The sequence below is a fragment of the Vibrio gazogenes genome (genome assembly GCF_023920225.1).
In the GTDB taxonomy this organism is placed as follows: Bacteria; Pseudomonadota; Gammaproteobacteria; order Enterobacterales; family Vibrionaceae; genus Vibrio; species Vibrio gazogenes.
In genome coordinates this window covers 2,023,977-2,029,513 of the sequence record NZ_CP092587.1, presented here as the reverse complement: position 1 = coordinate 2,029,513, position 5,537 = coordinate 2,023,977, and the positions used below count along the sequence as shown (strand labels likewise).

Annotated in this window: 6 protein-coding genes; 2 read left to right on the top strand and 4 right to left on the bottom strand. The window is 43.5% G+C overall.

Annotated features, from left to right (window positions below):
• Positions 1-70 precede the first annotated feature (70 nt).
• Entirely contained in the window at positions 71-643 is a 573-nt protein-coding gene (locus MKS89_RS09010; RefSeq protein ID WP_072961584.1) for a DUF1415 domain-containing protein, read from the bottom strand.
• A 49-nt stretch (positions 644-692) separates the two neighbouring features.
• Positions 693-1,898: an MFS transporter gene (locus MKS89_RS09005; RefSeq protein WP_072961581.1), complete on the bottom strand. Its 1,206-nt coding sequence runs from the start codon at positions 1,896-1,898 to the stop codon at positions 693-695.
• Between the two features lie 96 nt (positions 1,899-1,994).
• Between MKS89_RS09005 and MKS89_RS09000 the strand changes: the two genes are divergently transcribed.
• On the top strand, positions 1,995-2,891 hold the full coding sequence (locus MKS89_RS09000) for a LysR family transcriptional regulator (protein WP_072961579.1): 897 nt from the start codon (positions 1,995-1,997) through the stop codon (positions 2,889-2,891).
• A 402-nt stretch (positions 2,892-3,293) separates the two neighbouring features.
• Positions 3,294-3,536: a hypothetical protein gene (locus MKS89_RS08995; RefSeq protein ID WP_072961577.1), complete on the top strand. Its 243-nt coding sequence runs from the start codon at positions 3,294-3,296 to the stop codon at positions 3,534-3,536.
• On the opposite strand, the gene pilW is transcribed toward MKS89_RS08995, so the two are convergent.
• Both pilW and metA read right to left on the bottom strand, forming a co-directional pair.
• Entirely contained in the window at positions 3,533-4,192 is a 660-nt protein-coding gene (pilW, locus tag MKS89_RS08990) for a type IV pilus biogenesis/stability protein PilW (protein WP_072961575.1), read from the bottom strand. The two genes, MKS89_RS08995 and pilW, sit on opposite strands and share 4 nt — an antisense overlap.
• 144 nt (positions 4,193-4,336) lie before the next feature.
• Positions 4,337-5,278, bottom strand: coding sequence for a homoserine O-acetyltransferase MetA (gene metA / locus MKS89_RS08985; protein ID WP_072961573.1), 942 nt, complete (start codon positions 5,276-5,278; stop codon positions 4,337-4,339).
• Between the last annotated feature and the right edge of the window lie 259 nt (positions 5,279-5,537).

Here is a 5,537-nt window from a genome sequence, read left to right as displayed (position 1 = left end):
TCACGTCGCTGCATTTTTGCGGAAATATTAAAGCCAGTGTGGGAGTTCCGCACTGGCTTTTTTGTCTGTATTACTTGCAATGATTGGTCATCAAATAGCTGAATAATCGATTTTTTTCTTCAGGTTCGAGGTCTTTTATCCGCCGAATATTATGATCAGGGATTAATTCGGGGTGGGGGTAGTGAGTCAGAACCTTCTCGATGCTTTCTTCACGGATGAGATGAAAAATCGGATAGGGGGATTTGTTGGTGAGGTTGTCATCATCTTCAGGATGATTGCCGGCAAAGCAATAATCGGGATGAAAAGTCGCAACTTGATAAATGCCTTCCCATTGATATTGCATGATGAGGGCGTCGATCCAGTCAATGAACTGATTGTAATCCTCAAATGATGCAAGAAAATGAGGTACAACAACCAGTGTTGTTTCCAATTGTTCAGGTGGAGTCGTGTTTAATTCGAGCAATTGCTGATAGATATCTTCCAGTAATTGCTCATCTTGCCGCGCTTGACTGATATGGATTTTGATCTGTTTCTTTTTATACGGTTTGGCTGCAAAAGGACATAAATTCAGGCCGATGACAACTTGCGTCAGCCATTGTTCGACCATTTGATGAATCAATGCATGCTCTGATTGGGAGTTCATAGTATGAAGTCACTGCGTGGAAAAATTTGCAGGCAGAATACCATGAAATTTAGATCGAGTTCGTATGTTGTTGTGTCTGGAAAGTTTCAAACTCTTTCAGGCGCCAGCATAAGATAAACAGCAGCAGATAAATGACCGTACCTCCGGCAACGACCATATGCCAGCCGCCATGCTGCCAACATGCAATCAGAAAGAACCCGCCAAGACTTCCTCCCAAGTAATAATGCACCAAATAAAGCGCGGTCGCTGTTGCTTTTGCTTGTTTGGCATGTTGACTTACCCAAGCGTAAGCCAATGTATGGCTGAAGAAGGCGCCTGAGCTAATACAAATTAAACCAATAACGAGCATTGGCAGTGATTCAATCATTGCAAGCCACATGCCGGATAAACTCAGGCATGTTCCGGCAATCATGCCGGCAACGGTACTGTGATGTCTGAGCCAGCGAGCTGTAAGACGTGAACTCAGTGTTCCTCCCAGATAACAAACGAAGATCAGTGATGCCAGTCCGACAGGAATCGAATAGGGTGCAGCAACTAAACGAAATCCCATCACGGAGTACAAGTTTACAAACAGAGCAAAATTTGCCCCACCAAACAACATCGCCAGCCATAGCTTAGGTTGGCGAAGATGCATTAATACGGAACGTTGATGTTGTAAAAGCTGTCCTTTCCGGGGGGTGAAGTGTTGCTGAGGCGGGAGCTTGAAATACACATATAATGTGCCAGCGATACTCAAGACACTGACCACCGCGACAGCGGTTTGCCAACTGAACAGATCGGTGAGGTTGCCTCCTGCAATCCGTCCGCAGATCCCTCCCAAAGAATTCGCTGCAATATAGCTTCCGATCGCAGCTTGAAAAGCCTGAGGTGAAAATTCCTCAACCATATAAGCGACAGCAACGGAGGCAAAAGCAGCAATCGCGACACCGGTCAGTGCCCGTGCCGTGATAAGAGTCCACCATGTCGGATGAATCAAAAGGGCAAGGCCAAGTAAAGGAAAAGTCAGTAAGCCAATCATCATGATTTTTCGGCGTCCGAATACTTCGGAACAGATTGCCCAAGGTACTAATGTAACAGCTAACGCTAAGGTCGATGCTGCAAAAAGCCAGTTTACTTTCGTTTCCGATAACTGATAGAGCTCGGCCATATGGGGGAGAATAGGCTGAAAAAGATATAAATTACAAAAGACAATGAAAGCACCGAAAGCTAATCCAAAAGAAACCTGACGATATTGGGGGGTATGGCATTCGATCATTCATTTGTCCTGTCGTTTATCCTGTGACCAACGTAACATTAGTACCTTAATTAATAAAATATATTAAAAATATTGTTGCTATATAATTTATATATTATGGAAATTCGTCAGCTGAAACATTTCACCGCAATTGTCCAATTCGGGAGTTTTACCGCAGCGGCTCGATCGCTGCATATTGCTCAGTCAGCTTTAAGCATTTCGATTAAAAAGTTTGAGCAGCAGTTGGGAACGCGTTTGCTCAAAAGAGATGAGCGTAAAGTGAGTATGACTGATGAAGGAAAGATACTGTATGAGTACGCGCAACGTATTTTACAACAGGTTGATGATGCGCATTTGGCGATGAATGAGCTGAAAGGTCTGGTGAAAGGGGAAGTTCGTCTGGGAACGCCGAGTATGACCGGGTCTTATTTTTTCCCTGAAATTGTCATGGCTTTTAAGAGTCACTATCCGAATCTGAAAATGACGGTGGTTGAGGCTGGTGGTCAATCTATCCGAAATATGTTGTTGACCGGAGAGTTGGATATCGGTGTGATTTTAAACCGAGATATCCCGGAGGGACTGAGTGTTGATCCCTTACTGACATCTCAGATGGTCGCTGTTGTGAGTCAACACCATGAATTGTCCGATTCCTCCCATATCCGCTTAGATACTTTTTTACAACATGAATTGGTTACCTTTCAATCAGGGTATTACCATCGTGAATTTATTGAGCAAGCCTGTTTGACTCATAATTTTCATGCTCAGATTTCATTTGAGACCAATCTGTTACCGATGATTTTAAGGATTGTAAAATGTGAATATGCAATCAGTGCATTATTGGAGTTGGTGACAGATCAGGAACCGAGTGTTCGTGCGATTCCTTTTGACCCTCCGGTGCCAGTGAATTTGGCATTAGCGTGGCGTAATGATGGTTATCTGTCTTATGCAAATCAGGCCTTTATTCAGTTTGTGAAAAACCATGTGTCTAAAGATGCAGTGAATATGAGAGTGTAAAATGTTAGTCAGAACAATGTACATACGTTGAAATCGTGCTAGGTTTAAAGCAGCTCGTTTCAGACTGAACTAGCAATCGGGGAGGTTGAAATGAATGCTGATATGTACTTGCCGTGTCAACCTTACTGGTTATGTCGGTCTTTGATGTTGACATTCTACGTTGTTGTGGCGAGTGTGGTTATTTGGATAATTATCCTCGTTATTCGTGAATATATCCGTATTAAAAATCGAACCAAATATGTTCAGGAACGTCGTAGATTGCATTACAAAGAAAGGCATCGATTGAAATCTGAACGCGTCATCCAACGTTCAAAACGACCTAAGCGACCAAGAAAGCGAAGGTAATTCGTTACTTGTGCCTGAATAATATGTAGAGTCCGCTATGCTGAAAGGAGCATAATAATGGATATTCAGGTTTTTTTTTACGCGCCATGTAAACCTGATTGGTTATGCCGCCCGGCTCTGATCGTGATTGGGATTATGCTTGCGGTTGGACTGATTTTATTCATTCGGCTGATCATCCGAGAATATTTGCGGATTCACCGCACACAATATGTTTTAAAACGCAGACGCCTCCATTACAAACAACGACATAAGTTGAAACCCTATCATCCCATGCGTTGGCCGAGAACACCTCGTGATTAGCGATGGCGATTCATCTCCTGCTCTAATTGATGCTGAAATGCCAGCGATTGTTTTGTTGTTCCGAAATCTTGAATAAACGTAGCAAGACGAGTTCTGGCAACAGTAAATTGCCGGGCCTTGATTGCCATCTGGATGAGGTAGAACTGAGACTGGAATCGTTTGGGATCATGATTCAGTGCCTGTAAAAAATATTGATTTGCTTGTGATGCATTTCCGGATTTAAGTGAGCAGAGTGCGGCATTCTCATAGCTGGCGGCAATCTGAGGATAGTTTGCTCTCGAGTAAACTTGAGCGAAATAGTGTTGGGCCCGTTTGATCTCCCCCTGTTTACACAAAAATGTCCCATAGTTGTTGTATACATCCGGATGGTTCGGGTGCTCATTCAGTGCCAGTACATATTGTTGTTTGGCTCTATCGGTTTCACCTACCGTTTCATAGTAATAGGCTTGTGCGAGTTGTAATCGAATATAATGAGGTGCGATTTTGGCAGCCTGTATCAGATTGAACCGCGCTTTTTGAGGTTCATGACGTTGAAGGTAAGCAATACTTAGCGTAATTCTGGCATCTGCAATCCGGTCATGCTCAGAAGATGAGGGGATCGTATGGCTGCAACCTGAAATGACAAACCAGCACCCTAGAATGAATCGACGTGTCATATGGCCTCCGCTCAATCACGCTCTTATTTATCCGACGGATGATATAGCGATTCAGCAGCGATGAAATATGGCAGTGAATATCTTGCGACGCAGATAAAAAAAGAGCGGCCTCAACCGGCCGCTCTTGGATGAAATGGCGTTGTTTTAATCGTCGTTGGTGAACTTATCTTCACTGAAATGTTCCAGATCATAAGGCGTTTGCTGGTAAACACAGTAGTTAAGCCAGTTTGAAAACAGCAAATGTCCGTGACTTCGCCAACTGGCGATGGGTGGATTGTCGGGGTTATCATTCTGGTAATAGTTAACCGGAATGGTTGGCTCCAAGCCTTCGCCTAGATCCCGGACGTACTCACCGTGTAGTGTGAAGGCATCATATTCAGGATGACCGGTCACAAACACATGACGTTTATCCGGGCTGGTTGCCAGATACACCCCTGCATCTTCTGAAGCCGCAAGGATATCGAGACTGGTATTTTCTCGAATGTAATCGACAGGAAAATCTGCATATCTGGAATGCGGGGCAAGAAAAGAGTCATCAAATCCACGAATCAGGGGATGAAAATCTTTCTGTAAGGAGTGGGTATAGACTCCGGAGAGCTTTTCCTTACGTGTTAGTTTTGGCAATCCATAGAGAATATTGAGTCCTGCCTGAACAGCCCAACAGACATATAAAGTTGAAGTCACATGATCTTTCGCCCACTGGATGATGGATTCCAGATGCTGCCAGTAGACGACATCCTCAAAAGCTACCAATCCCAGCGGTGCACCCGTCACAATTAATCCGTCGAAGTAACGGTCTTTCACCATCTCAAATTGCCGATAAAACATATCTAAATGTTCTTCGGGCGTATTGCGGCTCGGACGATTATCAATTCGCAAAAGTTCAACATCTACCTGCAGGGGGCTATTGGAGAGCAAGCGTAAAAATTGAGTTTCGGTCTCAATTTTTTTAGGCATCAGGTTTAGTATCAGTACTTTGAGGGGTCTGATTTCTTGAGTAGAAGCTCGAGATTCATGCATGACGAAAATGTTCTCATGCAGAAGAACATCAGTTGCAGGAAGTTGATCAGGAATCTTTATCGGCACAGTATCATTCTCACAATAAATCTATCTGGACGTCTATACATCTAAACTTAACCGAATCGATCACATATGTCGAGAAAAAATCAAGTCTACATGTGAGCTGATATTTGATTGTTATTAGGGGCTGCCAATTTCATACTGAACGATGGAAAAAGTAAAATCGTAGAGACAAATATGACGAAAATCACCACAGATAAACGCTCACACTGAATGATTAGCCTATCTGTGGTAACAAGAGATGAGATGACAGAATCGTAGTCAG